General features: G+C 71.9%; 19 protein-coding genes and 3 tRNA genes. 12 read left to right on the top strand and 10 right to left on the bottom strand.

The window, feature by feature from the left end; translation table 11 throughout:
* Positions 1-34 precede the first annotated feature (34 nt).
* From purD to ACZ4Z5_RS04525, 4 genes are all read left to right on the top strand, one after another.
* Positions 35-1,315 (top strand): phosphoribosylamine--glycine ligase, encoded by a 1,281-nt coding sequence (gene purD / locus ACZ4Z5_RS04510; protein WP_468256476.1) that lies wholly within the window; start codon positions 35-37, stop codon positions 1,313-1,315.
* Between the two features lie 479 nt (positions 1,316-1,794).
* Complete coding sequence (locus ACZ4Z5_RS04515) at positions 1,795-3,555, top strand: M48 family metalloprotease (protein ID WP_468256647.1); 1,761 nt, start codon at positions 1,795-1,797, stop codon at positions 3,553-3,555.
* Between the two features lie 184 nt (positions 3,556-3,739).
* On the top strand, positions 3,740-5,302 hold the full coding sequence (locus ACZ4Z5_RS04520; protein WP_468256479.1) for a N,N-dimethylformamidase beta subunit family domain-containing protein: 1,563 nt from the start codon (positions 3,740-3,742) through the stop codon (positions 5,300-5,302).
* Between the two features lie 143 nt (positions 5,303-5,445).
* Positions 5,446-6,348 (top strand): phosphoribosylaminoimidazolesuccinocarboxamide synthase, encoded by a 903-nt coding sequence (locus tag ACZ4Z5_RS04525; RefSeq protein ID WP_468256482.1) that lies wholly within the window; start codon positions 5,446-5,448, stop codon positions 6,346-6,348.
* Positions 6,349-6,391: 43 nt separating this feature from the next.
* On the opposite strand, the gene ACZ4Z5_RS04530 is transcribed toward ACZ4Z5_RS04525, so the two are convergent.
* The 8 genes from ACZ4Z5_RS04530 to ACZ4Z5_RS04565 form a co-directional block, all read right to left on the bottom strand.
* A tRNA-Gly gene (locus tag ACZ4Z5_RS04530) sits at positions 6,392-6,464 on the bottom strand.
* A gap of 22 nt (positions 6,465-6,486) precedes the next feature.
* Positions 6,487-7,134, bottom strand: a complete 648-nt coding sequence (locus tag ACZ4Z5_RS04535) for a response regulator (protein ID WP_468256484.1) — start codon at positions 7,132-7,134, stop codon at positions 6,487-6,489.
* Complete coding sequence (locus ACZ4Z5_RS04540) at positions 7,131-8,804, bottom strand: sensor histidine kinase (protein WP_468256487.1); 1,674 nt, start codon at positions 8,802-8,804, stop codon at positions 7,131-7,133. Before ACZ4Z5_RS04540 ends, ACZ4Z5_RS04535 begins: the two co-directional genes overlap by 4 nt.
* Before the next feature lie 24 nt (positions 8,805-8,828).
* Entirely contained in the window at positions 8,829-9,605 is a 777-nt protein-coding gene (locus tag ACZ4Z5_RS04545) for an ABC transporter permease (protein ID WP_468256650.1), read from the bottom strand.
* 200 nt (positions 9,606-9,805) lie between these two features.
* Complete coding sequence (locus ACZ4Z5_RS04550) at positions 9,806-10,753, bottom strand: ABC transporter ATP-binding protein (RefSeq protein WP_468256489.1); 948 nt, start codon at positions 10,751-10,753, stop codon at positions 9,806-9,808.
* A 252-nt stretch (positions 10,754-11,005) separates the two neighbouring features.
* Positions 11,006-11,078: transfer RNA gene (locus ACZ4Z5_RS04555), tRNA-Gly, on the bottom strand.
* Between the two features lie 79 nt (positions 11,079-11,157).
* Positions 11,158-11,229: transfer RNA gene (locus ACZ4Z5_RS04560), tRNA-Gly, on the bottom strand.
* Between the two features lie 381 nt (positions 11,230-11,610).
* The gene (locus ACZ4Z5_RS04565; RefSeq protein ID WP_468256492.1) at positions 11,611-11,928 is read right to left on the bottom strand and encodes a histone-like nucleoid-structuring protein Lsr2; all 318 of its coding nucleotides are present in this window, start codon (positions 11,926-11,928) and stop codon (positions 11,611-11,613) included.
* Between the two features lie 320 nt (positions 11,929-12,248).
* On the opposite strand from ACZ4Z5_RS04565, the gene purS reads away from it, so the two are divergent.
* The 3 genes from purS to purL are packed head-to-tail and all read left to right on the top strand — an operon-like array spanning position 12,249 to position 15,426.
* Positions 12,249-12,500: a phosphoribosylformylglycinamidine synthase subunit PurS gene (purS, locus tag ACZ4Z5_RS04570; RefSeq protein ID WP_468256494.1), complete on the top strand. Its 252-nt coding sequence runs from the start codon at positions 12,249-12,251 to the stop codon at positions 12,498-12,500.
* A complete protein-coding gene (gene purQ / locus ACZ4Z5_RS04575; RefSeq protein ID WP_468256496.1) occupies positions 12,497-13,177 on the top strand; it encodes a phosphoribosylformylglycinamidine synthase subunit PurQ in 681 nt (226 codons plus the stop codon). Before purS ends, purQ begins: the two co-directional genes overlap by 4 nt.
* Positions 13,177-15,426 (top strand): phosphoribosylformylglycinamidine synthase subunit PurL, encoded by a 2,250-nt coding sequence (purL, locus tag ACZ4Z5_RS04580; RefSeq protein ID WP_468256499.1) that lies wholly within the window; start codon positions 13,177-13,179, stop codon positions 15,424-15,426. The genes purQ and purL overlap by 1 nt, the downstream gene beginning before the upstream one ends.
* A 141-nt stretch (positions 15,427-15,567) precedes the next feature.
* Here the strand turns inward: purL and ACZ4Z5_RS04585 are convergent, their stop codons facing one another.
* Positions 15,568-15,963, bottom strand: a complete 396-nt coding sequence (locus ACZ4Z5_RS04585) for a nuclear transport factor 2 family protein (RefSeq protein WP_468256501.1) — start codon at positions 15,961-15,963, stop codon at positions 15,568-15,570.
* An 82-nt stretch (positions 15,964-16,045) separates the two neighbouring features.
* Between ACZ4Z5_RS04585 and ACZ4Z5_RS04590 the strand changes: the two genes are divergently transcribed.
* The 5 genes from ACZ4Z5_RS04590 to purM all read left to right on the top strand — a co-directional run bounded on the left by ACZ4Z5_RS04590 (position 16,046) and on the right by purM (position 22,728).
* The gene (locus ACZ4Z5_RS04590; RefSeq protein ID WP_468256503.1) at positions 16,046-17,908 is read left to right on the top strand and encodes a hypothetical protein; all 1,863 of its coding nucleotides are present in this window, start codon (positions 16,046-16,048) and stop codon (positions 17,906-17,908) included.
* A 68-nt stretch (positions 17,909-17,976) separates the two neighbouring features.
* Positions 17,977-18,768 carry a maleylpyruvate isomerase family mycothiol-dependent enzyme gene (locus ACZ4Z5_RS04595; RefSeq protein WP_468256504.1) on the top strand — a complete coding sequence of 264 codons (792 nt, stop codon included), beginning with the start codon at positions 17,977-17,979 and terminating at the stop codon, positions 18,766-18,768.
* A 231-nt stretch (positions 18,769-18,999) separates the two neighbouring features.
* Positions 19,000-19,884, top strand: a complete 885-nt coding sequence (locus tag ACZ4Z5_RS04600) for an META domain-containing protein (RefSeq protein WP_468256506.1) — start codon at positions 19,000-19,002, stop codon at positions 19,882-19,884.
* A gap of 214 nt (positions 19,885-20,098) precedes the next feature.
* Positions 20,099-21,616 (top strand): amidophosphoribosyltransferase, encoded by a 1,518-nt coding sequence (gene purF, locus ACZ4Z5_RS04605; protein WP_468256508.1) that lies wholly within the window; start codon positions 20,099-20,101, stop codon positions 21,614-21,616.
* A gap of 44 nt (positions 21,617-21,660) precedes the next feature.
* Positions 21,661-22,728 (top strand): phosphoribosylformylglycinamidine cyclo-ligase, encoded by a 1,068-nt coding sequence (gene purM, locus ACZ4Z5_RS04610; protein ID WP_468256510.1) that lies wholly within the window; start codon positions 21,661-21,663, stop codon positions 22,726-22,728.
* 209 nt (positions 22,729-22,937) lie between these two features.
* Here the strand turns inward: purM and ACZ4Z5_RS04615 are convergent, their stop codons facing one another.
* Entirely contained in the window at positions 22,938-23,204 is a 267-nt protein-coding gene (locus ACZ4Z5_RS04615; protein WP_468256513.1) for a DUF3073 domain-containing protein, read from the bottom strand.
* Positions 23,205-23,479: the final 275 nt, after the last annotated feature.

Genomic DNA, 23,479 nt, shown 5'->3' on the forward strand with positions numbered 1-23,479 from the left:
GTCGCCGACGGGGCGCGGGCTAGGCTTGCGTCCCGTGAAGGTCCTCGTCATCGGCGGCGGCGCCCGCGAACACGCCCTGTGCCGCTCACTCTCCCTCGATCCCGACGTCACCGCCCTGCACTGCGCGCCCGGCAACGCCGGGATCGCGGAGGTCGCCGAGCTGCACCCGGTGGACGCCCAGGACGGCGAGGCCGTCGCGGCGCTCGCCGCCGAGCTGGGCGCCGGCCTGGTCGTCGTCGGCCCGGAGGCACCGCTCGTCGCCGGTGTCGCCGACGCCGTGCGCGCAGCCGGCATCCCCTGCTTCGGCCCGAGCCGTGAGGCGGCCCGGCTGGAGGGCTCCAAGGCGTTCGCCAAGGACGTGATGGCCTCGGCGAACGTGCCCACGGCCCGCAGCTACGTCTGCACCACCCCCGAGGAGATCGACCAGGCCCTCGACGCCTTCGGCGCCCCCTACGTCGTCAAGGACGACGGGCTCGCCGCCGGCAAGGGAGTCGTCGTCACCGATGACCTCGAAGCGGCCCGCGCCCACGCACTGGCCTGCGAGCGGGTCGTCATCGAGGAGTACCTCGACGGCCCCGAGGTGTCCCTCTTCGCGGTCACCGACGGCGAAACGGTGGTGCCGCTCCAGCCCGCCCAGGACTTCAAGCGGGCTCTCGACGGCGACGAGGGCCCCAACACCGGCGGCATGGGCGCGTACTCGCCGCTGCCGTGGGCCGACGCGAAGCTGGTCGACGAGGTGCTGGAGACCGTGCTCCAGCCGACCGTGGACGAGCTGCGCCGACGCGGTACGCCGTTCTCCGGGCTGCTCTACGCGGGTCTCGCCATCACCAGCCGCGGTGTCCGGGTCATCGAGTTCAACGCGCGCTTCGGCGACCCCGAGACCCAGGTCGTGCTCGCCCGGCTGCGGACGCCGCTCGGCGGTCTCCTGCGCAGCGCCGCCACCGGCACCCTGGAGTCGCTGCCGCCGCTGAGCTGGCACGGGGACGCGGCGGTGACCGTCGTCGTGGCCTCGCACAACTACCCAGGGACGCCCCGCACGGGTGATGTCATCGAGGGCCTCGACGAGGTCGCGGCCCAGGACGCGCCGCACGCCTACGTGCTGCACGCCGGGACCCGCCGTGACGGCGACAGGGTCGTGAGCGCTGGCGGCCGGGTGCTGTCGGTCACCGCGACCGGCGCCGACCTGGCGGAGGCCCGCGAGCGGGCGTACCGCGCGGTGGACCGCATCCGGCTCGAGGGCTCCCAGCACCGTACGGACATCGCTGCGAAGGCCGCGGAGGCTGCGAAGGCCGCGGAGGACACCCACACGGCCTGAGTACGGCAAGGATGCGGCGGACCCTGCCCGGCTCCGCCGCCCGCGCCCCTCGCGGCGGGCCCCGTTCCGCCTCCGCCGCCGGACCGAGCCCGTACGGACCAGTGCCGTACGGGCCCGGAGCGGTGTACAGGCTGGAGCCGCTCTGGGAGCGGTGTACGGGCCGGAACCGCCGTACGGACCGGACGCGGCGTGTGAAGGGGTTGCCTGTCGCCGGCTCACGGCGTGCGAACGGGTGCCTGATACCGGCTCACGGCGTGCCCGGACTCCCTGCACCTCTGGTCGATGCCATTCCATCGGGTGACCGCTGCCCCATCCGGCTGACGGTGGCCCACGCCCCAACTATGGTGCCGCGCAAGCGTTCCGGCACTTGGCCCACCGGCATTGCGATGTCCTGGGCGGGTGCCACAGTGGGGGAGTGGCCTACGCCGATGCAGGGGTGCAGGGGGTGAGATCCGGTCGTGTCCGGTCTGGGTGAAGAGATGGGCGCGCTCGCGGCGCGTTCCCGGGCGCTCGCCGTGCTGCGGGTCCGCAGCCGGGCGCTCGCCATCGCCCTGCTGCCCGCGGCCGTCGCCGTCGTGCTGCTCGTCGGAGGTGCGACGGGCCGGCTGACCGGTCCCGGCTGGGACACCGCCCGCTGGGTGGCCGGCTGCACCGCCGTACTGGTGCTGCTGTTCGCGGCCGGCGTCGAGGCCGTCGTGGCCCGCGCCCGGCCCGCCGTCACCCCGACCGTGGAACTGTCGGAAGCCGCGGCGCCCGACCTCTACCGGCTGGTCCGGGAGCTCGCGGACCGGCTGGAGGTGCCCGCGCCCTCGGCGATAGCGCTGACTCCCGACTGCGACAGCTGGCTGGAGGACCGCAGCCACCGTGCGCACCGGACCCCCGGTACGCACGGGCCGCAGACCCGGCAGGACGTGCGGGCCGTCGGCGACGTGGCTCCGGTCCTGGTCATCGGCTCCCCGTTCCTGTGGTGGATGAGGGTGGGCGAGCTGCGCGCGGTCCTCGCTCCGGTGGTCGCCGGCACGGGCCCCTCCGCCCACCCGGACATAGCCGCGGCCCGGCGCCTGGTCCGCGGACTCGACGCCGCGGTCGCGGTGGCCGCCGAGCCGGGACGCAACCCGCTGAGCAGGCCCTTCCTGGCGGTCGTCGGCCGCGTGGCCCGGCTCATGCTGCGCGGCTGCGTGGGACATGCCGAGGAGATGGAACGCGGCGTGGCGGCCGCGGCCTCCGAGCGTGCACAGGCTGTGGACTACGGTCTGCGCATCGTCGCCCAGGAGCAGGTCGGGCTCGCCTACGCGGGCTGGGACCGGCTGCTGACCAGGGTCGCCCTGCCCGCCTGGCGCATGGGCCGCTGGCCCTCCAAGCTGGACGCCGGGGTGGTCTCCGCGCTCACCGAACTGTCCCGCCGGGACCGGCTCGCCGACGGTTTCACCTCCCGGCTGGGCGAGCGTCCGGCCTGCGACCTGCTGGAGGAGCCCGGGGCGGTCGACGAGGCCGCGTCGCTGCTCGCCGCCCGGCTCTTCCACGGCGGTCCGGCCGGCACCGGTCCGGCCTGGTCCCCGGTGGAATGGCAGCAGTACCCCGAGGAGGTCGTCGACCGGAAATGGCGCACGGAGGCCGCCCGGCTGCACCGCGTCATGGACTCCCTGTGCGTCCGGCCGGCCGCCGGGCCCGGCGGCCCGACGCTCACCCGTGTCCTGGACCATCTGTCCACTGCACCCGCAGCGCCGGAGGCCCCGGCCCGGGGTGCGGGCGTCGCAGCCGCGGCTCGGGGGGAGCAGCCCGCCGCCGCGTACCGGCCCGCCGCCGCGTACCAGCCCGCAAGCGCCCACCCCGCCGACGCCCTCGCCGAGGGCATAACCGCCGAGGTGGCCCGGGAAGAGGCCGCGGCCCCGCCGCGCAGGCGGCCCGTCGGGGGGAGGCGGGGCGACGCGGACGAGGACCGCGAGGGCCTGTGGGACGGCGGCTCGATACCGCTGTTCCCGCTCCAGGCGCCGCGTACCGGCCGGGACCTCCTCGTGGACCATGTGGCGGCGATGGTCTGCTGCGCCGCGGTGGACACGGCCGGTGCCGCTCCCGGTCTGGACTGGCTGGACGGCCCCGCCCTCCTCGTCGGCGGCGAGCGTGTCGCCGACCTGACCGCACGGGTGCTCGGCCTCGTCGAGGACGGCGATCCGGAGCCCTTGCGCGCCTGGCTCGCCATGGTGGGGGTGCGCACCGACAAGCCGGTCCGCCTGGTCTGACCGCCGCTGCGTCGGCCTGTGTGACCACCCGTCCGGAACACGACCGTTCCTCGCGCGTCAATTCGCGACGAACGGTGACGGACCGAGTGCGTTATGTGATGTGCTGGGTATCGCCGGTCGACATCCGGTGCAAGGCCCGGTCACGTGCCCGCCGAGTCTCGGGGGAGTCGAGGGAGGGAGCCGCATGGGGGCGGAAAAGATCCGGCGGTGGGAATCGGGAGCGCTCGCCCACGCCGTCACGGACCCCTTCGGACAGGGGCCCCTGCCTTGGCTGCGGGGCGGGGAGTACTACTTCGGCGACACCGGACAGGTCGTCCCCTGGTACGCCGACCACCTCGACCCCCTCGGCCAGGTCGAACAGCTCGACCGCGCCGACCGGTCCGCACCGGCCGGCAGCGGCGGCGCCCCGGGCGAGGGCCCGGGTGGCGTCGTGCCCGTGCCGCGCCCGCGCGGCTCCGGCGGCCCCAGGACCGCCGACGACGTGCACCGGCAGATCAAGGGTTTCGCCTCGACCGGCGCCGTCGCTCCCGGCGGCGCGATCGACTTCCACATCACCGTCGACCCGCCCCAGCAGTTCTCCGTCGACGTCTACCGGATCGGGCACTACGGCGGCGACGGAGCAGCGAAGATCACCACGAGTCCCCGGCTGTCCGGCATCGTCCAGCCGCCCCCGCTCGCCGCCGACCGTACGGTCTCCTGCCACCACTGGTGGCTGTCCTGGCGGCTCCAGGTGCCCTCGTACTGGTCGATCGGCGCGTACGTCGCCGTGCTGACCACCGCGGACGGCTACCGGTCGCACATCACGTTCACCGTGCGGGACGACCGGCCCGCCGATCTTCTCCTGCTGCTGCCCGACGTCACCTGGCAGGCGTACAACCTCTACCCCGAGGACGGCAGGACCGGAGCGAGCCTCTACCACGCGTGGGACGAGCACGGCCGGCTGCTCGGTGAGGAGGACGCGGCGATCACCGTCTCGTTCGACCGCCCCTACGCCGGGGCCGGGCTGCCGCTGCACGTCGGCCACGCCTACGACTTCATCCGCTGGGCCGAGCGGTACGGCTACGACCTCGCCTACGCCGACACCCGTGATCTGCACGCCGGCCGGGTCGACCCCGGCCGCTACCGGGGACTGGTGTTCCCCGGCCACGACGAGTACTGGTCGGTTCCCATGCGCAGGACCGCCGAACTGGCCCGCGAGCAGGGCACCTCGCTGGTGTTCCTCTCCGCGAACACCATGTACTGGCAGGTCGAACTCGGCCCGTCCCCCTCGGGCGTGCCGGACCGGCTGCTGACCTGCCGCAAGCGCCGCGGCCCCGGCAGGCCCACGCTGTGGCGCGAGGTGGACCGGCCCGAACAGCAGCTGCTCGGCATCCAGTACGCCGGACGCGTGCCCGAACCGCATCCGCTGGTGGTGCGGAACGCGACGCACTGGCTGTGGGAGTCCACCGGCGCCTCCGAGGGGGACGAGATCCCCGGGCTCGTCGCGGGCGAGGCCGACCGCTATTTCCCGCGGACCGCACTCCCCGAGCACCAGGGCCGCATCCTGCTCGCCCATTCCCCCTACCGCGACGGGAACGGTGCCCGGCGGCACCAGGAGACCTCCCTCTACCGCGCGCCCAGCGGCGCCCTCGTCTTCGCGTCCGGCACCTTCGCCTGGTCCCCGGCCCTGGACCGGCCCGGGCACAAGGACCCGCGGATCCAGCGAGCCACCGCCAACCTCCTCGACCGCATCTGCAAACGTGACTGACCGGCATCTGCGGACGTGACCGGCCGGCGCGGCCCGGGAACGGGAGATCCCGCCGTGACACCGGCGGGGAACCCCCCTCCCGGGTCGGCCGGCTCCGGATGCGGGAGAATCGTGGTCATTGGACAGAACCACGGGGAGGAACCGTGTCCGGATTCGTCGAAAAGCCCGAACCGATTCAGGTGCCGGGCCTGGTGCATCTGCACACCGGCAAGGTGCGTGAGCTGTACCGCAACGAGGCCGGCGACCTCGTGATGGTCGCCAGCGACCGCCTGTCCGCCTACGACTGGGTGCTGCCCACCGAGATCCCCGACAAGGGCCGCGTCCTCACCCGGCTCTCCCTGTGGTGGTTCGAGCAGCTCGCCGGCATCGTCCCGAACCACGTCCTGTCCACCGAACTCCCGGACGGCGCCCCGGCCGACTGGGAGGGACGCACCCTCGTGTGCACGTCCCTCACCATGGTTCCGGTGGAGTGCGTGGCCCGCGGCTATCTCACCGGCTCCGGCCTCGCCGAGTACCGGCAGACGCGCACGGTGTGCGGGCTGGCGCTGCCCGAAGGCCTCAGCGACGGGTCCGAGCTCCCCGCGCCCATCTTCACCCCCGCCACCAAGGCCGCCGTCGGCGACCACGACGAGAACGTCTCGTACCAGGAGGTCGCCCGCCAGGTCGGTGCGGAGACCGCCGCCCTGCTGCGCCGGACGACCCTCGACGTCTACGGCCGGGCACGGGACATCGCCCGCGAGCGCGGCATCATCCTCGCCGACACCAAGTTCGAGTTCGGGCACGACGCCGAGGGCCGGCTCATCATCGCCGACGAGGTGCTCACCCCGGACTCGTCCCGGTTCTGGCCCGCCGACCAGTGGCAGCCCGGCCGTGCCCAGCCCTCGTACGACAAGCAGTACGTCCGTGACTGGCTGACGTCCCCCGCCTCCGGCTGGGACCGCACGAGCGAGCAGCCGCCGCCCGCCCTCCCGCAGGAGGTCGTCGAGCGCACCCGCGCCAAGTACATCGAGGCGTACGAGCTTCTCACCGGCATGGCCTGGGAGTAGGAACGCCGAAGGCCCCGGTCGGATGACCGGGGCCTTCATCAAGAGCGGACGACGAGATTCGAACTCGCGACCCTCACCTTGGCAAGGTGATGCTCTACCAACTGAGCCACGTCCGCATGCGCCGTAGCGCGAGAACCACTATACCCAACCTCGCTCGCGTGCGAGACGCACCGCAGCGTGCCGGTTCTCCGCACCCAGCTTCGTGGCGGCGGAGGACAGGTAGTTGCGGACCGTCCCCGGCGACAGCGAGGCCCGGTCGGCGATCTCCGTGATCGGAGCTCCGTCCGCGGCCAGCTCCAGGACCTCGGCCTCGCGGGCGGTGAGCGGCGAGTCCCCGGCCGAGATCGCGTCGGCCGCCAACTCGGGGTCCACATAGCGGTTTCCCGCATGCACGCTCCGGATGATCCGGGCCAGCTGCTGGGCACTGACGGTTTTCGGGACGAAACCCCTCACGCCGGCGGCGAGGGCCCGTTTGAGATGGCCGGGGCGGCCGTGACTGGTGACGATCATGGTGGTGCAGCCGGGCAGTTCGGTCCGCAGCGAAGTGGCGACACTCACACCGTCGGCGCCCGGCATCTGCAGGTCGAGCACGGCGACGTCGGGGCGGTGGGCCCGTGCCATGGCAATCGCCTCGGGCCCGGAGGCCGCTTCCGCGATGACGGTCAGATCGTCCTCCAGCCCGAGCAGAGCGGCGAGAGCGCCCCGGATCAGGTGCTCGTCGTCGGCGAGCAGGACGCGTACGGGACGTACCGGGTGTTCCGGGGTTTCCGGGTGGGCCGGGGTCACGGAAGGACCTCGCTTTGCGCGGACGGTTCCGGGGGAAGGGACGATACGGACGGTTCCGGGGGGCGGAACGCTGCGGACGGTTCCCGGAAGGATGCGGACGGTTTCGGAGGCATCGGGAACGACGCGGCCGGTTTCCGGGACGAAGCAGGATCGGGCTCCCCCGGAAGCCCCGCAGGAAGGCCGGCGAGGAGTCCGGGGGAGCGCCGGGAAGAGGACTGGACGACGGGTGCAGGCGGCATTTCCGTGCCCTTCCCGGAAGGACTTTCCGTCTGATTTCCGGAGCCCATTCCATGCGGCAGGCCCACCCGCTTCCCGGGTGCCGCTGCCGTTCGTCTTCCGGACGGTTCTCCATACGGCTCGGACGGATTGGCCGCATAGGGCGCGCCCGCCTTTCCCGGTGCCTTTCCGGAGGGCATTTCACCCGTCTCGGCGGGCTCGGGAGCGGCGGCGGGCTCCGGAGCGGGCAGCGGAATCCCGGCCGTCACCCGGAAGCGGCCACGGCCCGTGGGCCCGGCGTCGAGCGTGCCGCCCAGCACCATTAGCCGTTCCCGCAACCCGTCGAGTCCGGAACCGCCCGTACCGTGAGGGGCGGTGTCGGGGGAGCCGTCGTTCTCGACGACGAGCTCGGCCCGTCCGCCGGCCGTGGTGAGCCGTACCGTGCACTGCCGCGGGTCGCCGTGCCGGAGCACATTGGTGGTCGCCTCGCGGACCACCCAGCCGAGCGCGGACTGCACCTCCGCCGGCAGCCCTTCGGCGGAGCCGATGATCCGGCAGCGGATGCCGGCGGCACCCAGCACGCTTCTGGCGCCTTCGAGTTCGGTGTGGAGATCCGCCTCGCGGTAGCCGCGCACCACTTCGCGTACCTCGCGCTGGGACTCCTGGGCGATCTGCTGGACCTCGATCATCTGCTCCAGGGCTTCGGGTCGCTCCCGGCGGGCCAGTTGGACCGCCAGCTCGCTCTTGAGGGCGATGACGGCGAGGTTCCGGCCGAGGACGTCGTGCAGATCACGGCCGAAGCGCAGCCGTTCCTCGGCGACGGCGAGCCGCGCCTGGATGTCGCGGGTGTGCCGGAGTTCCCACATGACGGCGAGGACCCAGGCGGAGCAGCGGGCCGTGAAGACCAGCCACCAGCCGGTGAACACCTCCGTGAGGGTCACGCCCACCACGAGTTCTGGCGAGGAGCCCAGGGCCGCGACCGCTCCGCCCAGGACGGCGGCCAGGGCCGGTTGGGTCAGGAACGCGTAGCGGCGCCGTACGACGAGGCAGTGGGCCATGACGAAGGGCACCGTGGCGCAGGAGAACAGCATGGGGGCGACCGGCAGGTCCCGGGGTGCGGCGTACGACGCGATGACGAACCCGCCGGTGAGGAGCACGGCCAGCAGCGCGGCGCCGACGGCCGTCTCCCTGCGCGCCATGGACGCCTTGCCCAGGTAGTGGTCGAGCCCCAGCCGGACCATCCGTACGCCCCAGGCGCCCTGGGCGAGCGCGGCGCCGACGAGCGCGGCGTGCAGCGCGAGGGGCACGCCGGACCCGCGTACCGGCTCGGTCATCAGCTGCAGCACGACGCCGAGGTCCGCGAACCAGACGATGACGTAGAGACTGACGCGGGTGTAGAGGTCCACCTTTGCGAAGCCGCTGCGGTCGCGCAGGGCCCGTACCCGTACGATCACTGCCCCGTCCCCCCGTTCCCTGGGTCAGCGTCGCGGTTCCCAGCGGAACCACCGCTGTACAGCAAACACCGCCACGACGGTCCAGGCCAGCGCAGTTGTCATGCTGCCGAGGGTTTCGCCCGTGCCCGCCGCCCCGGTCCATCCGTCGCGGAGCAGGGCGACCACCGGGCTGAGCGGCAGCAGTTCGCAGACGGAGGCGACCGTGCCGGGGAAGGCGTCCAGCGGGATGACCATGCCGGAGCCGATCATCGAGACCAGCATCAGCGGCATGATCGTGAGCTGGGCACTCTCGGTGGTCCTGGTGACGGCGGCGGTGGCGGCGGCCAGCGCGGTGAGCATCACGATGCCGACCAGCAGACCGACGACGGCGAGATGCGGGGCCCGGGGCGCCGGGACGTCCATGGCGATCGTGCAGCCGATGGCCAGCAGGACGGCCTGCACCAGGCCGACCACCACGGACGGGAGGGAGGCCCCGGCGATGATCTCGTGGTCGCGTAGTTCGCCGGTGCGCAGCCGCTTGAGGACCAGTTCCTCGCGGCGGGCCACGAACACGCCGGTCAGGGCGGTGTAGACGGCGAAGAGCAGGGCGAACCCGATGGCGCCGGGCAGCAGGACGGTGCCCGGTGAGAGGCCGGTGCCGGCCAGGTCCGCGTTCGCGACGGCCGAGGACATGGCGTAGGTCATCGCGCCGGGGAGTACCAGCACGGACAGCAGTGTGGCCTTGCTGCGGCCCATGAGGGTGAGCTCGGTGCGGGCCAGCGCGGCCATGCGACGGGCGGCGGTGGTCTGCGCGGCCGGCATCGCGGCGGTGCGCCCGGCGCGGACGGCGCGTACGCCGGCGTCGTCGCCGCCGGTGGTCTTCGTGCCGGCAGTCTTCGCACCCATGGGCTGCGCGCGGCTGGTCTCCGTGGCCGTGGTGTTCGTGCCGCTGGTCTCCGTGGCCGCGGTGTTCGTGCCGCTGGTCTCCGTGGCCGCGGTGTTCGTGCTGGTCGTCTCGGCGGTCATCGCACCGGCTCCTTCTCCTCGGTCACGGGGTTTTCGATCTGGCGGGAGATGTGCAGGAACGCCTCCTCCAGCGACGCGGACCGCACATCGAGTCCGCGCAGCTCGACCCCGGTCTGCTGGGCCCACAACAGCACGCCGGTCGCTGCGCGTTGGAGGTCCCCGGTGAGCAGTCGCACGGTCCGGCCGGTGGACTCGTGACCGGTGACGCCGAGCGAGCCCAGCGGCGGCAGGTCGCCGAGGTGGTAGCCGACGGGCAGCTCGAAGGAGATGTGGGAGGGCTGGGCCGCGACCACTTCGTCGACGCGGCCCTCGGCGGCGATACGGCCGCGGTGCATGATCGCCAGCCGGTCGGCGAGGGATTCGGCCTCTTCGAGGTAGTGGGTGGTGAGGAGCACGGTGGTGCCGGAGTCCCGGAGTTCCCGGATGAGTTCCCAGGTGCGGCGTCGGCTCGCGACGTCGAGTCCGGTCGTCGGTTCGTCGAGGAAGAGCACTTCGGGGCGGCCGAGAAGGGCCAGGGCGAGGTCGAGGCGCCGGCGTTCGCCACCGGAGAGCTGCTTGACCCGGACACCGGACCGGCCCTGGAGCTCGACGAGTTCCAGGGCCTCGCCGACGGGGCGGGCGCCGCTGGTGCAGCCGGCCCACATCCGGACGGTCTCGGCGACGGTCAGCTCCGACGAGAAGCCGCCTTCCTGGAGCATCACGCCGATGCGGGGCCGCACCCGGGCCCGTTCCCCGTACGGGTCGTGCCCGAGGACGCGCACGGTGCCCTCGGTCGGGCCGGCGAGGCCCTCCAGCAGTTCGACGGTGGACGTCTTGCCGGCGCCGTTCGTGCCGAGGAGGGCGAAGAGTTCCCCGGCGGCCACGGAGAACGAGACGCCGGACACCGCTTCGAAGCCGCCCGCGTAGGTGCGCCGCAGCCCCCGGGCTTCGATCACATCAGTCATGTCTTCAGCGTTCCGCCGCAGCAGGGCTCCGGGCAGTGCGCCGTGTCATGACTGCTCATGACAAATGTCATGAGGGCCCCTACGAGATGTGACGGAGGCCACATCCGGGTCCGCGAGGCAGGGGGCGCGAGGTACGAGACGCGAGGCCTGACTTCGCGCCGGGCGGCATAAGGATTGAGCGTCAGCAGCGGGAGGGCAGTGTGCTGAAACACGTGAAAGGCCCCGGTCTGACAACCAGGGCCTTTCATCAAGAGCGGACGACGAGATTCGAACTCGCGACCCTCACCTTGGCAAGGTGATGCTCTACCAACTGAGCCACGTCCGCAGTGCTACCGCTCGGCTTTCACCGGGCGGCGTGAACACCACTGTACCTGATCCACCGGAGTGGCTGGTACGCGGTGCAGAGCGGGTGACAGGAATCGCACACTGCGCCTTCCCTCTGGAAGAGGGCTGTTCTACTACTGAACTACACCCGCACGTTTCGTGGAGTTCGGCTTTTCGGCCTCGCCCCTCGGCGTGATCCAGACTTTAGCTGATCACCAGGGGTGTTGCGCAAGTCGGTTCCCGCGGGCCCTCGGCGAGGGGCGCGTGTGGGGTGCAGTGCGCCGGGCCGGACGCGGGGTGCGCAGGGGCGGTGAGCGGTGCCGCGGCCGGGATGTGTGCCGGGCCCCGCACGGTGTCCCGGTGGGAGCGGCCGGCCCGGGCGGACGCCGTGCTGCCGGGGGACGGATGCGGGTGGGGCCGACGGATGCCGGTGGCGCGGGCGGTGGCCCCGAGCGGATCCGGGCGGCAATCGGGCGGCTCCGGGTGGCGCGGGGTGCCGACGGCAACAGCAACCGGCGGCACGGACACGGCGGTCAGTTGGCGGCGCTGAACGCCTCGTAGACCTTCTTCGGGATGCGGCCGCGAGCGGGCACCTCCATGCCGTGCGAGCCGGCCCAGGCGCGGACGGCCGCCGGGTCGGGCGCCAGGGGCGTGTGCCGGTACGCCTTGCCGGCCCGGGACCGCTTCCGGCCCGCCGCCACGTACGGGGCGAGGGCCTTGCGCAGTTTCTTTGCATTGGAGCGATTGAGGTCGATCTCGTACAGCTTCCCGTCCAGGCCGAACGCGACCGTTTCCGCTGCTTCCCCTCCGTCGATGTCGTCGGAGAGCGTGACCACTACGCGCTGAGCCACGGATATCGGTCCTTTCCTGCGGTATCCCGGCACTGACGTGCGGTGACACCGGCCTTCCGGCTGATGTGCAGCAATGCTGTTTCCGGGGATCGCCCGGGGATTCCTTTGTACAGCGGGAACCATTGCATTGTGAAGCCCGGCCAATTGCTTCCGCGTGTCCCACGGGAATCGCGTGAGGGGCATTTTCCCCGCGTTTTTCCCTGCTGCTTGTCGTGCCGATACCGGAACGTGACAGAGGCCCTTCCGATATCTACGCGAGTAGATTTTCGGGGCGGGTACGCTGAAGGAACCGCCTTCGCACCACACCACCGGGAGTGCCCGTGGCACGCGTCGTAGTCGACGTCATGCTCAAGCCGGAGATCCTCGACCCGCAGGGACAGGCGGTGCAGCGCGCACTGCCCCGTCTCGGCTTCGGAGGGATCGCGGACGTACGTCAGGGGAAGCGTTTCGAACTCGAGGTCGCCGGGCCCGTCGACGACGCCGCGCTCGCCCGTATCCACGAGATGGCCGAGACGTTCCTCGCCAACACCGTCATCGAGGACTTCACCGTGAAGGTCGAGGAGTCCCGGTGACCACTCGTATCGGGGTCGTCACGTTCCCCGGAACGCTCGACGACCGGGACGCCCTGCGGGCCGCCCGCCTCGCGGGCGCCGAGCCGGTGCCGCTCTGGCACCGTGACAAGGACCTCAAGCAGGTCGACGCCGTCGTGCTGGCCGGCGGGTTCTCGTACGGCGACTATCTGCGCGCCGGTGCCATCTCCCGGTTCTCGCCGGTGATGGAGACGGTCATCGAGCAGGCGAAGGCGGGCATGCCGGTCCTCGGCATCTGCAACGGCTTCCAGATCCTGACCGAGGCCCATCTGCTGCCCGGCGCGATGCTGCGCAACAATCACCTGCACTTCATCTGCCGCGACCAGAAGCTGCGGGTGGAGAACGCGGACACCGCCTGGACCGCCGACTACGCGCAGGGCCAGGAGATCTCCGTACCGCTGAAGAACATGGACGGCCGGTACGTCGCCGACGAGCACACGCTCGACGAGCTGGAGGCGGAGGGCCGAGTGGCGTTCCGTTACCTCGACTTCAACCCGAACGGCTCGCTCCGGGACATCGCCGGCATCACCAACGCCGCCGGCAACGTCGTCGGCCTCATGCCGCACCCCGAGCACGCCGTCGAGCCCCTCGTCGGTACCGGCGGCACCGACGGCCTCGGATTCTTCACCTCGATCCTGAAGAAGCTGGTCAACGTCTGATGACTCTGGACACCGTCAAGCACGCCACCGAGACGCCCGACGTCGGACAGCCCTGGAAGGAACTCGGCCTCAAGGAGGACGAGTACGCGCGCATCCGCGAGATCCTGGGCCGCCGTCCCACCGGCGCCGAGCTCGCGATGTACTCCGTCATGTGGTCCGAGCACTGCTCCTACAAGAGCAGCAAGGTCCACCTGAAGCAGTTCGGCGAGAAGGCCCCCGAGAACGACGCCCTCCTGGTCGGCATCGGCGAGAACGCCGGTGTCGTCGACGTCGGCCAGGGCTACGCGGTCACCTTCAAGGTCGAGTCGCACAACCACCCGTCGTACATCGAGCCCTACCAGGGCGCGGCCACCGGCGTGGGCGGCATCGTCCGCGACATCCTCGCCATGGGCGCCCGCCCGGTCGCCGTGATGGACCCGCTGCGGTTCGGCGCGGCCGACCACCCCGACACCAAGCGCGTCCTCCCGGGCGTCGTCGCGGGCATCGGCGGCTACGGCAACTGCCTGGGCCTGCCCAACATCGGCGGCGAGGTCGTCTTCGACTCCTGCTACCAGGGCAACCCGCTGGTCAACGCGCTGTGCGTAGGCGTCATGAAGCACGAGGACATCCACCTCGCCAAGGCCTCAGGCCCCGGTAACAAGGTCATCCTCTACGGCGCCCGCACGGGCGGCGACGGCATCGGCGGCGTGTCCGTCCTCGCCTCCGAGACCTTCGACGACACAAAGCCCACCAAGCGCCCCGCCGTCCAGGTCGGCGACCCCTTCCAGGAGAAGCTCCTCATCGAGTGCACCCTGGAGGTCTTCAAGGAGAACCTGGTCGCCGGCATCCAGGACCTCGGCGGCGCCGGTCTCTCCTGTGCCACCTCCGAGCTGGCCTCCGCCGGCTCCGGCGGCATGCGCGTCGAGCTCGACACCGTGCCGCTGCGCGACGCGACGCTCTCGCCCGAGGAGATCCTCATGAGCGAGTCGCAGGAGCGCATGTGCGCCATCGTCGAGCCGCAGTACGTCGACCGCTTCATGGAGATCTGCGAGAAGTGGGACGTCATCGCCACCGTCATCGGTGAGGTCACCGACGGCGAGCGCCTGGAGATCTTCTGGCACGGCGAGCAGATCGTGGACGTGCCTCCGGGCACCGTCGCCCACGAGGGTCCGACGTACCACCGCCCGTACGCCCGTCCCGACTGGCAGGACGCGCTGCAGGCCGACGACGCGGGCCGGCTGCCCCGCCCGGCGGACGCCGACGAGCTGCGGGCGCAGGTCCTGAAGCTGGTCGCCTCCCCGAACCAGGCGTCCAAGGCCTGGATCACCGACCAGTACGACCGCTTCGTGCAGGGCAACACGGTGCTGGCCCAGCCGGAGGACTCCGGCATGATCCGCATCGACGAGGAGACGAACCTCGGCGTGGCCGTGGCGACGGACGGCAACGGCCGGTACGCCAAGCTCGACCCGTACACCGGTGCCCAGCTGGCGCTCGCCGAGGCGTACCGCAACGTCGCCGCGTCGGGCGCCAGGCCGCTCGCCGTGTCCGACTGCCTGAACTTCGGTTCGCCGGAGGACCCGGGCGTGATGTGGCAGTTCGCGGAGGCCACCCGTGGTCTCGCCGACGCCTGTCAGCAGCTCGGCACCCCGGTCACCGGCGGAAACGTGTCGCTCTACAACCAGACCGGCGAGGTCGCCATCCACCCGACGCCGGTGGTGGCCGTGCTCGGTGTGATCGACGATGTCAACCGCCGCACCCCGATCGCCTTCGGCGAGGAGGGGCAGCTGCTCTACCTGCTGGGCGACACCCGCGAGGAGTTCGGCGGCTCGGCCTGGTCCCAGGTGGTGCACGACCACCTCGGCGGTCTGCCGCCGGCCGTGGACCTCGACCGCGAGAAGCTGCTCGGCGAGATCCTGATCTCGGCGTCCCGCGACGGCATGGTCAACGCGGCGCACGACCTCAGCGACGGCGGTCTGATCCAGGCCGTCGCCGAGTCCTGCCTGCGCGGCGGGAAGGGCGCCCGGCTGGTCGTTCCCGACGGTCTCGACGCGTTCACCTTCCTCTTCTCGGAGTCCGCGGGCCGTGCGGTCGTCGCGGTTCCGCGCAGCGAGGAGGTGCGCTTCAACGACATGTGCGGCGCGCGGGGTCTGCCCGCCTCCCGTATCGGTGTCGTGGACGGCGACGCGATCGAGGTTCAGGGTGAGTTCTCCATCGGGCTGGACGAGCTGCGCACCGCGCACGAGGCGACGATCCCGGCGCTGCTCGCCTGAGCGGCGACGCGAAGGGCGTCCTCGTGACGCCCCCACGGCGTCCGGCCCTGCTCCCTCGGGGGAGCAGGGCCGGTACGGCGCCTGGCCGGCCGGAGGCTGTCAGGCGGCGGGTCATGCCCGTCGGGCCCCTGGGGCGGGCCGTCAGCTCCAGAAGCTCTCCGCCTCTTCGACGCTCTCGACGCATTCGTCGACGTCGGTGATCTTGCCTCCGGTGAACGTGAAGAAGAGGCCGCCCTTCATCTCGATGCCGAGGTCCTCGCGTTCCGCGTAGTACTTGTGGACGGCCATGACGTGTCCGCGTCCGTCGGGGTAGACGCCGAGCAGGTCGGTGCGCAGGCTGCCGTGCGAGAACTCGCCCAGTCCGCGGTACACGTCCAGCACGTTGTCCCGGCCCTTGTGGTGGCCTCCGAACCGTCCCGTGCCCGGCATGTGGTGGGTGCAGTCCGTGGTCATCAGAGACGCCATGGTGTCCATGTCGCCCTTGTTGAACGCTTCGTAGGCCCGGCGTACGACGGCGACCTCCGGGTGCTCCTTCATTGCGATCCGCCCCTTTCGTCCTTTTCTGCTCCTCTTTCATGGTCCGACGGGTCCCCGCGCGCTGCCACGCATAATGCGTGCCGTGACTGAACCGCCCGTTCCCATTCCGTCCGAGCACATACCGGCCGGCACCCGCCCCTGGCGGTCCGCCGACGCCCGCCGCTGGGCGGCCGGCGTGCCCGGCCGGTGGTCCCACCCGCTCTGGTCGGCCCTGGCCCTCACCGGCACCACCGGATGGGCCGTCGTGTCCACAGAACCGGCCTGCGGCGCCACCGGCTCCTGTGGACCCGAATGGTGGGGCATGACCACGGCGGCGCTCGCGCTGCTCGGCCTGTACTGGATCTGGCGGCAGCCCCGCCTCGCCCTGCTGCTCATGGGGCCGCTCACCGGGGCGATCCTGCTCTCCGACGAAGCACTCGGACACACCGGACTCCACCACCGGCTGGCCGTACTGACCGCGGCGGCCTTCGCAGCAGCGGCCCTGCTCGCCCGGCAGGCCGCCCGCCGCGGGCGGCGGCTGCTGGCCGAGGAGGCCGCCGGACCCGCCCGTCACCCCGTGCCGGCGGTCGCCGCGTCCGTGCGGCGCGGCCGGGCCTCGCTCGTGCTCGCCTCGCTGCTCCTGGCGACGGCGGCCGTCGCGGGCTGGACCGGTGTCCGGGAGGTCGCCGCCGACGAGGCGCACGCCGCCCGCGCCACGCGCGTCGAGGGCGAGGTCCGTGCCTACACCGACGACGACACCCGGGTCGAGGTCGCCCTGCCCGACGGCGGCACCAGAACCCTCGACACGATCGCCTACCCGGACGAGCAGCCGGTCGGCACCCGCGTCGGCGTCCTGCTGGACGGCGACTGGGCGCGCCTCGCCGACGAGCCGTACGACGCGATCGGCCCGCAGCTGCTCCTCGTCGCCACGGGCGTCCCCGGGCTCGCCTTCCTCGTCAACGGCCTCGCCGGCGCCCGACGCTCCCGACGGCTCTCCGGCGAGCCGCAGCCCGCCCTGCGGGTCCTGGTGCGGGAGGGCCGGCAGGACGTGCGGACGTGGGTGTACGCGGCCGACGACACCGAAGGGCGCACACCGCTGCTGAGCTTCGCCTCGAGACTCGCGTACGAGGACGAGGACGAGGAAGGTCCGGGTCCGGAGCACGGCTGGGCGCACGCCCACGAGGACGAGGACGAGGACGACGACGAGCGGGACGATCCGGCCGACGGGGAGACCGTACTGCCGCTGCGTGAGGCCGTGCTCTACGGCGCCCTGCACGACGGGGCCGAGGTCGTCTGTGTCTCCGGGGGCGAGCACGAGGTCGTCGTGGAGGTCGGTGTGAGCCCGGTCCGCCCCGGCGGACCCCGATGGGCGTCCCGTGGGGGACGGCGCGCCCGGTCCGTGGAGGAGACGGCCGCCGGGCTCGTCGCGGGTCCGGAGCGGCCGCTGCGCTGGGGCGCGGGACCGGCCTCACGGCTCGTCGGTTTCGGACTGCTCGGCCTGGAGAGCGGCGCGATCATGACACTGCTCCACGGGGACCCGTTCACCTGGCGGCTCCCGTTGACGGTGATCGGTGCGGCCTGGATGGCCAACACCGCCGCGATCGCCCTCAACTGGCGCATCACGGCCGACCGGGCGGGCCTCTGGGTGTGCAGGTCGTGGAAGGTCCGGCACGTGCCCTGGGACGCCCTCGCGGGTGTCCGCGCGGAAGGCGACAAGCTCGTCCTCAGGCTGCTCGGCGACACCCAGGACATCGAGGTCGAGCCGACGGGCATCTCCTGGCTGGAGCGCCGCCGCGGCGCCGTACCGACCGCCTCGCGCACGGCCGACGAGATCCGGGCCCTGGCCGGACGCCCCGAACTGCGCCCCACGGCCGACAGCACGCCGGCCGACCAGGGCATGCCCCTCGGCCCGGTCGCCGTCGTCCTCTCGGTGCTCCTCGCCGCCGCCGTCCTGCTCCTCCTCTGACAGTCGCCCGGCCGCGGGTGGCGGCGGAGGCCGCGCGTCCGCGGCCCGGCGCGGACTAACCTCGGCGCATGTCACCGGCCAAGAAGCGCACCCGCAGGTACGACCCCGGCAAGACCCGGGCCGCCGTGCTCGCCCAGTTCGAGAACGTACGCGCGGCCGCAGGCACGCTGACCCCGGATCAGCTCGCCCTCCCGACGCGGCTCGGGGACTGGACGGTCCGCGAACTCGTCACGCACATCGCGCTGACCGTGGAGGCCGTCAGCCTGTACGTGGACCAGCCGGAGCCGCCCGAGCGGCAGGTGACGCTGCTGGACTGGCCGTTCGCGACGGCCGCGGTCGCGGGACGGGTCTCCGACGACACAAGGGAGATCGCCGCCCGCACGGAAGCCGACGCGCTGTACGGACGGACGGCCGAGCGGATCATCGAACGGCTGTCCGCCGCCTCCCCGGAGCGACTGCTGGCCGCGCGGGTCGGGGCCATGTCCCTCGGCGACTTCCTGGTGACCCGCACCGTCGAACTCGTCGTCCACACGGACGATCTGAACGCCGCGACCGGACTCGACGTCCCGGTGGACCGGCAGGCGCTGGCCGCCTGCACCCGGCTGCTCGCCGACGCCCTCGCGGCGAAGGCGCCCGGCGGCGCGGTGGAGGTCCGCGTCCCGCCGTACGCGGTCGTCCAGTGCGTCGAGGGTCCCCGGCACACCCGGGGCACCCCGCCGAACGTCGTCGAGACCGACCCGCTGACCTGGGTCCGGCTCGCCACGGGCCGTACGGACTGGGCCACCGAGCTGAGCGGGGCCAGGGTGTCCGCGAGCGGTGAGCGGGCCGACCTGTCGGGACTGCTGCCGGTCATGTCCTGACGCCGAGGACCGTCCCGCGGGCGTGCTCGGCACCGCGCTCGGCGGCTGCCGCGCACGGGCCTGCCGGCGACGGCGGCCGCCCCGCACCGCACCGCGCCGGTGCCCTGCACGGCCGCCCGCCGTGCGGGACCGGCAGACGGCGCAGCACGCATGGCACGGGCCCCGGAACGCACACGCACATACGGGGCGCCGGCGGCGGAACCGATGCACCGCCCGCCACGTCACACCGGCATGCAGAAGCTCCGAGTACCCCTCATCACCCTGAGCGCCGTCCTCCTCTCCCTCACCGTCTCCGCGTGCGGTGCGGAAACCGGAGCCGGGGCCGGTGGCGACGGTGCCGGGTCCACGACCGGCGTCCCGGTCACCGGCACGCGCTGGAGCGTCGACAGCGTCACCGTCGGCGGCAAGAAGGCCGACGCGCCGGCCGGGGCGTACGTGGAGATCGACCCCAAGGGCCGGGCCGTCGGCAACTACGGCTGCAACCGCTTCACCGCCGAGGTGAAGATCGACGGCGACACCCTCACCCTCGGCCGCGGCACGGTCACCGAGAAGGCCTGCCAGGGCGGGGTCCAGGAATTCGAGAAGACCCTTGCCGAGGCGTTCGCCGGGAAGCTCACAGCGTCCCTGGACGACAAGCGCCTCACTCTGAAGACCGAGAACGGCGGCACCGTGGCCCTCAGCGCCGAGGAGCCCGCCCCGCTGCTCGGCACCGACTGGACCGTGACGTCCCTCACGACCGGCTCGGTCGCCTCGTCGCTGCCCGAGGGAACGGAGGGCAAGGCGCACTTCGTGCTCGGCAAGGACGGCACCGTCAAGGGCAACCTCGGCTGCAACACCATGAACGGCAAGGCCACGGTGTCCGACGGCACCGTCACCTTCGGGCCGCTCGCCTCCACGCGCCGTCTGTGCCGGGGGCCGGTCATGGACCTGGAGAAGGCCATGCTCAAGGTCCTCGCCGGCAAGGTCGCCTTCACGCAGAAGGACGGGACCCTGGTCCTCACCGCGGAGAACGGCCAGGGGCTTGGCGCGAAGGCCACCGAGGCCGGCGACGGCGGGAAGGCGACCGACGGCGGGAAGACCGACGGGGGCACGCCGGCCGCCCGCCGGACCTCGTAGGTCCCGGCCGAGGTCCCTGCAGGGCAGACCCCTCACGGCTCCCGGTCTCCTGTTTCGCGGCACCCGGTGACCCGGCTTCCGGAATCCGATCCTCCGGGGGTCGGGTGCCGCGGCACGGGGAAACGCCAGGTCGCGGGCCCGGTGCGGATCGCCCGGCCCGAATGTGACGATCCCCAATTCGGACCAGTGGTCGATCTCGCCTACACTCGGAGCCGTGCCACGTGGTGACGGACGACTCAACCACGACCTGCTCCCCGGCGAGAAGGGCCCCCAGGACGCTTGCGGCGTCTTCGGTGTCTGGGCTCCGGGTGAAGAGGTCGCCAAGCTCACCTATTTCGGGTTGTATGCGCTGCAACACCGGGGACAGGAGTCCGCGGGCATCGCAGTGAGCAATGGCTCACAGATCCTCGTCTTCAAGGACATGGGACTGGTCTCCCAGGTCTTCGACGAAACCTCTCTCGGCTCCCTCAAGGGCCATATCGCGGTCGGACACGCCCGCTACTCCACCACCGGGGCCTCGGTGTGGGAGAACGCGCAGCCGACGTTCCGTGCGACCGCGCACGGCTCCATCGCGCTGGGCCACAACGGCAACCTGGTGAACACCGCCAAGCTCGCCGAGATGGTCGCCGACCTTCCCCGTGAGAACGGCCGTGCCACCCAGGTCGCCGCCACCAACGACACCGACCTGGTGACCGCCCTGCTCGCCGGTCAGGTCGACGAGGACGGCAAGCCCCTCACGATCGAGGAGGCCGCCGCGAAGGTCCTCCCGCAGGTCCGGGGCGCCTTCTCCCTCGTCTTCATGGACGAGCACACCCTCTACGCAGCCCGTGACCCGCAGGGCATCCGCCCGCTGGTGCTGGGCCGCCTGGAGCGCGGCTGGGTCGTGGCGTCGGAGACCGCCGCCCTCGACATCGTCGGCGGCAGCTTCGTGCGCGAGATCGAGCCGGGCGAGATGCTCGCGATCGACGAGAACGGCATCCGCACCTCCCGATTCGCGGAAGCGAAGCCCAAGGGCTGTGTCTTCGAGTACGTGTACCTGGCCCGTCCCGACACCGACATCGCCGGCCGGAACGTCTACCTCTCCCGGGTGGAGATGGGCCGCAAGCTCGCCGAGGAAGCCCCGGTCGAAGCCGACCTGGTGATAGCGACGCCCGAGTCGGGCACGCCCGCCGCGGTCGGCTACGCGGAGGCCAGCGGCATCCCGTACGGCTCGGGCCTGGTCAAGAACGCCTATGTGGGCCGGACCTTCATCCAGCCGTCCCAGACCATCCGCCAGCTGGGCATCCGCCTCAAGCTGAACCCGCTGAAGGAAGTCATCCGCGGCAAGCGCCTGGTGGTCGTCGACGACTCGATCGTCCGCGGCAACACCCAGCGCGCGCTGGTCAAGATGCTCCGCGAGGCCGGTGCGGCCGAGGTCCACATCCGGATCTCCTCCCCGCCCGTGAAGTGGCCCTGCTTCTTCGGCATCGACTTCGCGACCCGCGCCGAGCTGATCGCCAACGGCATGACGATCGAGGAGATCGGCAAGTCGCTGGGCGCGGACTCCCTCGCGTACATCTCCATCGACGGCATGATCGAGGCGACCACGATCGACAAGCCGAACCTGTGCCGTGCCTGCTTCGACGGCGAGTACCCGATGGAGCTGCCCGACCCCGAGCTGCTCGGCAAGCAGCTGCTGGAGACCGAGCTGGCGGGCGGCGCGGACGCCGCCGACGCGCTCCGTCGCCCGTAACGCCCCCGCAGTAACGCAGTAACGACACGAAAGTTCTCTCCGTCATGTCAGAGACCACTGGTGCCAGCTACGCAGCCGCGGGCGTCGACATCGAGGCGGGCGACCGCGCCGTCGAGCTGATGAAGGAGTGGGTGAAGAAGACGCAGCGCCCCGAGGTCCTGGGCGGCCTCGGCGGTTTCGCCGGTCTCTTCGACGCCTCCGCCCTCAAGCGCTTCGAGCGTCCGCTGCTCGCCTCCGCCACCGACGGCGTCGGCACGAAGGTCGACATCGCCCGTCAGATGGGCGTGTACGACACCATCGGCCACGACCTCGTCGCCATGGTCATGGACGACATCGTCGTGTGCGGTGCCGAGCCGCTGTTCATGACCGACTACATCTGCGTCGGCAAGGTGCACCCCGAGCGGGTCGCCGCCATCGTGAAGGGCATCGCCGAGGGCTGTGTGCTCGCCGGCTGTGCGCTGGTCGGTGGCGAGACCGCCGAGCACCCCGGCCTGCTCGGCCCGGACGACTTCGACGTCGCCGGCGCCGGCACGGGTGTGGTCGAGGCGGACCGGCTGCTCGGCCCCGATCGCATCCGTACGGGTGACGTCGTGATCGCCATGGCGTCCTCCGGGCTTCACTCCAACGGGTACTCGCTGGTCCGGCACGTCCTCTTCGACCGGGCGGCCATGCGCCTCGACCAGCAGGTCGAGGAGTTCGGCCGGACCCTCGGCGAAGAACTGCTGGAGCCGACGAAGATCTACTCGCTGGACTGCCTGGCACTGACCCGGACCACCGAGGTGCACGCGTTCTCGCACATCACCGGTGGTGGCCTGGCCGCCAACCTCGCCCGGGTGATCCCCGACCACCTGCATGCCACCGTCGACCGTTCGACCTGGACCCCCGGCACGGTGTTCGACCTGGTCGGCAAGGCCGGGCAGGTCGAGCGGCTCGAGCTGGAGCGGACGCTCAACATGGGCGTCGGCATGATGGCCGTGGTGCCGGCCGAGTCCGTGGACGTGGCGCTGACCACACTGACCGACCGGGGAGTCGACGCCTGGGTCGCCGGTGCGATCACCGACCGTGGTGACCACACCTCGGGTGCCGAGCTGACCGGCGACTACGCGGCCTGACCCGCTGCCCGACCGATGAGTGCGACCGCCCGGCCGGGCGACGGCCGGTCACCCGCCGGGTGGCCGCCGATCGCCCGCCGGGCGCATGGCCCGGCCTTCCAGTGACGTACGGGAGACCACCGGTGACTGTTCGGGGACGCACAGAACCCGGTCCGGGGCCGCAGCCCCGGACCGGGTCGGTGGAATGCAGTTCAGCGAGGTCGAGCGCGTCAAGCGCCACGACGCTGCGAGGAGTGGTCCGACGGCTCGTCGTCCTCGTCCTCGTCGTCGTTGTACAAATCCGCGTAGCGGGCGTACGGGTCGTCTTCTTCCTCGTCGTCCTCGAACGGCTCGCCGTTCGGCGGCTGGCTCGAAAGCGGACCCGAAGTCGATGCGCCCAGCTCGTTGGCCAGACGCGACAGGTCAGTCCCGCCGCTGTTGTACTTCAGCTGGCGGGCGACCTTCGTCTGCTTGGCCTTGGCCCGGCCGCGCCCCATGGCTCGACCCCCTCGATGACGGGGCTCGACGGCCCCAGAGTCTTGACACGCGTTCATGAGTCGGAACGGGCTCTCCTCGGAGAGACCGTGTCCGTAGGGCTTCAACGGTACCTGCTTCCGCGGCCATACGGTACGCCGCCCGCATGACGCGCCTCTGCGCAGAACCGGCGAGGCGCCCCGTCCCCGCTGGTCAGCTGCGATTTTAACCCTTTCCGTGCGCCGACCCGCCGACGGCGTGAGTCTTCTCTCGCCGTCGGCGGTGTCCCACGTGCCGT

This window comes from Streptomyces sp. NPDC030222, assembly GCF_055573115.1.

Bases quoted from the DNA above. Each gene is read 5' to 3' on its own strand.
- purL (WP_468256499.1), top strand. From the start codon at position 13,177: ATGACTCTGGACACCGTCAAGCACGCCACCGAGACGCCCGACGTCGGA.
- ACZ4Z5_RS04585 (WP_468256501.1), bottom strand. From the start codon at position 15,963: ATGAAGGAGCACCCGGAGGTCGCCGTCGTACGCCGGGCCTACGAAGCG.
- purM (WP_468256510.1), top strand. From the start codon at position 21,661: ATGTCAGAGACCACTGGTGCCAGCTACGCAGCCGCGGGCGTCGACATC.
- ACZ4Z5_RS04600 (WP_468256506.1), top strand. From the start codon at position 19,000: ATGCAGAAGCTCCGAGTACCCCTCATCACCCTGAGCGCCGTCCTCCTC.
- ACZ4Z5_RS04545 (WP_468256650.1), bottom strand. From the start codon at position 9,605: ATGCCGGCCGCGCAGACCACCGCCGCCCGTCGCATGGCCGCGCTGGCC.
- ACZ4Z5_RS04550 (WP_468256489.1), bottom strand. From the start codon at position 10,753: ATGACTGATGTGATCGAAGCCCGGGGGCTGCGGCGCACCTACGCGGGC.
- ACZ4Z5_RS04595 (WP_468256504.1), top strand. From the start codon at position 17,977: ATGTCACCGGCCAAGAAGCGCACCCGCAGGTACGACCCCGGCAAGACC.
- ACZ4Z5_RS04515 (WP_468256647.1), top strand. From the start codon at position 1,795: ATGGGCGCGCTCGCGGCGCGTTCCCGGGCGCTCGCCGTGCTGCGGGTC.
- ACZ4Z5_RS04615 (WP_468256513.1), bottom strand. From the start codon at position 23,204: ATGGGGCGCGGCCGGGCCAAGGCCAAGCAGACGAAGGTCGCCCGCCAG.
- ACZ4Z5_RS04520 (WP_468256479.1), top strand. From the start codon at position 3,740: ATGGGGGCGGAAAAGATCCGGCGGTGGGAATCGGGAGCGCTCGCCCAC.